The organism is Agromyces sp. P1_H4 (assembly GCF_056405255.1).
Genome location: NZ_JBFUCL010000415.1, coordinates 1 through 2,859 on the forward strand (window position 1 = coordinate 1; position 2,859 = coordinate 2,859).

Sequence of the window (2,859 nt, forward strand, 5' to 3'; positions counted from 1 at the left end):
GTCCGAACGGGTTCGTACGGGCCGCCCGGCCGCCGCGCAGGCGTTCGGTGAGCGCGGCGCGCTGCTCGGGCGTCATCACCGAGAGGGTCACGTCGGCGCGGCCGGGGCCGGTGACCGCCTCGGCCGCCTGCAGCACGTCGCGTTCGATGCGATCGGCCGCGGGGCATCCGACGATCGTCAGCCGGATGACGACCTGCACGCGCCCGTCGTCGCCGGCTCGCAYGGACTCGACCATGTCGAGCTCGGTGATCGGGCGCCGGATCTCGGGGTCGATCACCGAGGCGAGGGCGGCAAGGACCGATGCGACGAGCCCATCCGCAGGAGAGCCCGATGCCATGCCGGCGGCCGCACCGCCGTCGCCCTCAGGACGCGGCATGCTCCCGTTCCTCCTCGTCCTTGCGGTCGAGCTCCTCGAGCATGGCGCGCAGCTCGGAGCGGATGAAGTCCTTCGTCGCCACGTCGCGCATCGCGAGGCGCAGCGCGACGACCTCTCGGGCGAGGTACTCGGTGTCGGCGAGGTTGCGCTCCGCGCGTTGGCGGTCCTGCTCGATCTGCACGCGGTCGCGGTCGTCCTGGCGGTTCTGGGCGAGCAGGATCAGGGGGGCGGCATACGACGCCTGCAGGCTGAGCACGAGGGTGAGCGCGGTGAACCCGATCGCGATCGAGTCGAAGCGCAGCGGCTCAGGCGCGAACGTGTTCCACGCCATCCAGGAGATCGCGAAGACCGAGAGGCCGAGCAGGAAGCCGGGCGTGCCCATGCCCCGGGCCACCCACTCGGTGAAGCGGCCGAACCGGTCGCTGTCGCCCGACCCGCGGAAGGGCACGGATCGGCGCGTGCCTTTCGGGGTGTCGAACCGGCGGTCCTCGACGTCAACGCGTGCCATCTCCTGCCCTCCTTCCGTTCGGGATCGGGATGCTGCCCGTGGTCAGCTGGGAGCGAGCCGCGGCCCGGCGCCCCACATCGGTCTCGTCGTCGGGGTGACTTCGCCAGTCATCGGGCAGGAGGTAGTCGAGTACGTCGTCAATCGTCACCACCCCGACGAGTCGGTGCTTCTCGTCGACCACCGGCACCGAGACGAGGTCGTAGCTCGCGAGGATGCGGCTGACCTCGGCGGCGGAGGTGTCGGCGCGGACGGGCTCGAGCCCCTGGTCGATCAGCGTGCCGAGGCGCTCGTGCGGCGGGTAGCGGAGCATCCGCTGGAAGTGCACGACGCCGAGGAACCGGCCAGTGGGCGGCTCGTACGGCGGCAGCGTGACGCAGACCGCCGCACCGAGCGCCGGCGGCAGGTCGTGGCGCCGGATGAGCGCGAGGCCCTCGGCCACGGTGGCGTCGGCCGACACGATGATCGGCTCGGTCGTCATGAGGCCGCCGGCGGTGTCGGGACCGTAGGAGAGGAGGAACCGCACGTCGTCGGCCTCCTCGGGCTCCATGAGCTCGAGGAGGTGCTCGCCGCGCTCCTCGGGGAGCTGTGCGATGAGGTCGGCGGCGTCGTCGGGCTGCATGTGATCGAGCACGTCGGCGGCTCGGTCGTCGCCCAGGCCCGAGAGGATCTCGACCTGGTCGGACTCGGGCATCTCCTCGAGCACATCGGCGAGGCGGTCGTCGGAGAGCTCCTCGGCGACCTCCTGCCGTCGTTGCACGGGCAGGTCGAGCAGCGTGTTGGCGAGGTCGGCGGGCTTCAGCTCGGAGTACGTGGCGATGAGCTGCTCGGCCGACTGCGCCTCGCCGCTCGCGTTCAGCTCACGGACCTCGCGCCACGTGACGTAGGCCGACTGTCCCTTGGAGAAGGGCGACGCGCCCTTGGGACGCCGCACGAAGAGCTGGTCGACCTCCCATTCGCCCGGCTCCTTCTCCTGGATCGCGACATCCTCGATCGTGGCCTCGCCGGAGCCGTCGTTGAAGACGACCTTGYGGCCGAGCATCTCGGCGATGACGCGCACCTCGCCGCCGCGCTGCTCGAAGCGACGCAGGTTGATGAGCCCGGTGGTGATGATCTGCCCGCCGCCGATCGACGTGACCCGCCCGATCGAGACGAACACGCGACGCTTGCCGGGGATCTCGACGATGAGGCCGACCACGCGCGGAGGGTCGCTCTTGCGGTACACGACGAGCACGTCGCGCACCTTGCCGACCCGATCCCCGGCGGGGTCGAAGACGGCGCACCCGGCGAGTCGGGCGACGAAGACTCTCGTGGCGCTCACGGTACCAACTTAGCCCCCGGAACCGGGAACCCGGCCCTCCCGGCGGCTGCCCGGCGGCGGCGCGCGGGCGCGTGGGAGAATGACGGGGTGAGCTCACCTTCCCCGTTCGGCGGCCGCACGGCGCGCACGTTCCCGACCCTTCCCAAGGGCGAGACCGTCGCGACCTTCGAGACCTATCCCGAGGCGCAGGCGGCGGTGGACCAGCTGGCGAAGGCGGCGTTCCCGGTGAAGGAGCTCGCGATCGTGGGCACCGACCTCACGAGCGTCGAGCGCATCACCGGCACGCTGAGCTGGGGTCGCGCAGCCGGCGCGGGCGCCATCTCGGGCGCATGGTTCGGCACGTTCCTGGGCCTGCTGTTCTTCATCTTCGCGCCCTCGGGCGCCACGCTCGGCATCCTCGGATCGGCGGTGCTCATCGGTGCGGGCTTCGGCATGATCTTCAGCGTCGTGTCGTACTCGGTCAACCGCCGCCGACGCGACTTCACCTCCGTCAACCAGGTGCTCGCCACGCGCTATGCGATCATCGCCGAGTCGGCCCATGTCGAGCGGGCACGCTCCGTGCTCGGCGTGGACGCGCCGAGCACCATCCCGTCCCGGCCGCCCGTGGTGCCGGCCTCCTCGCCGACGAGCGGGCGTCCGATGAGCTACGGCGAGGCC

General features: G+C 71.4%; 4 protein-coding genes. 1 reads left to right on the top strand and 3 read right to left on the bottom strand.

All coding sequences use genetic code 11. The features are described 5' to 3' along the window. The 3 genes from AC1DY2_RS18130 to AC1DY2_RS18140 all read right to left on the bottom strand — a co-directional run. On the bottom strand, nucleotides 1–376 hold a 376-nt coding region (locus AC1DY2_RS18130; protein ID WP_476763680.1), incomplete at its 3' end, for a metal-sulfur cluster assembly factor. Further along, a complete protein-coding gene (locus AC1DY2_RS18135; protein ID WP_309979773.1) occupies nucleotides 363–884 on the bottom strand; it encodes a DUF1003 domain-containing protein in 522 nt (173 codons plus the stop codon). The genes AC1DY2_RS18130 and AC1DY2_RS18135, both read right to left, overlap by 14 nt. After that, a complete protein-coding gene (locus tag AC1DY2_RS18140) occupies nucleotides 871–2,202 on the bottom strand; it encodes a magnesium transporter MgtE N-terminal domain-containing protein (RefSeq protein ID WP_476763681.1) in 1,332 nt (443 codons plus the stop codon). The genes AC1DY2_RS18135 and AC1DY2_RS18140 overlap by 14 nt, the downstream gene beginning before the upstream one ends. Before the next feature lie 87 nt (nucleotides 2,203–2,289). Between AC1DY2_RS18140 and AC1DY2_RS18145 the strand changes: the two genes are divergently transcribed. Further along, nucleotides 2,290–2,859, top strand: a 570-nt coding sequence (locus AC1DY2_RS18145) for a YflT domain-containing protein (RefSeq protein ID WP_476763682.1), incomplete at its 3' end; no start/stop codon positions are given.

What these genes read in the sequence shown, in the direction of transcription:
- AC1DY2_RS18135 (WP_309979773.1), bottom strand. Translation starts at nt 884, where the DNA reads ATGGCACGCGTTGACGTCGAGGACCGCCGGTTCGACACCCCGAAAGGC.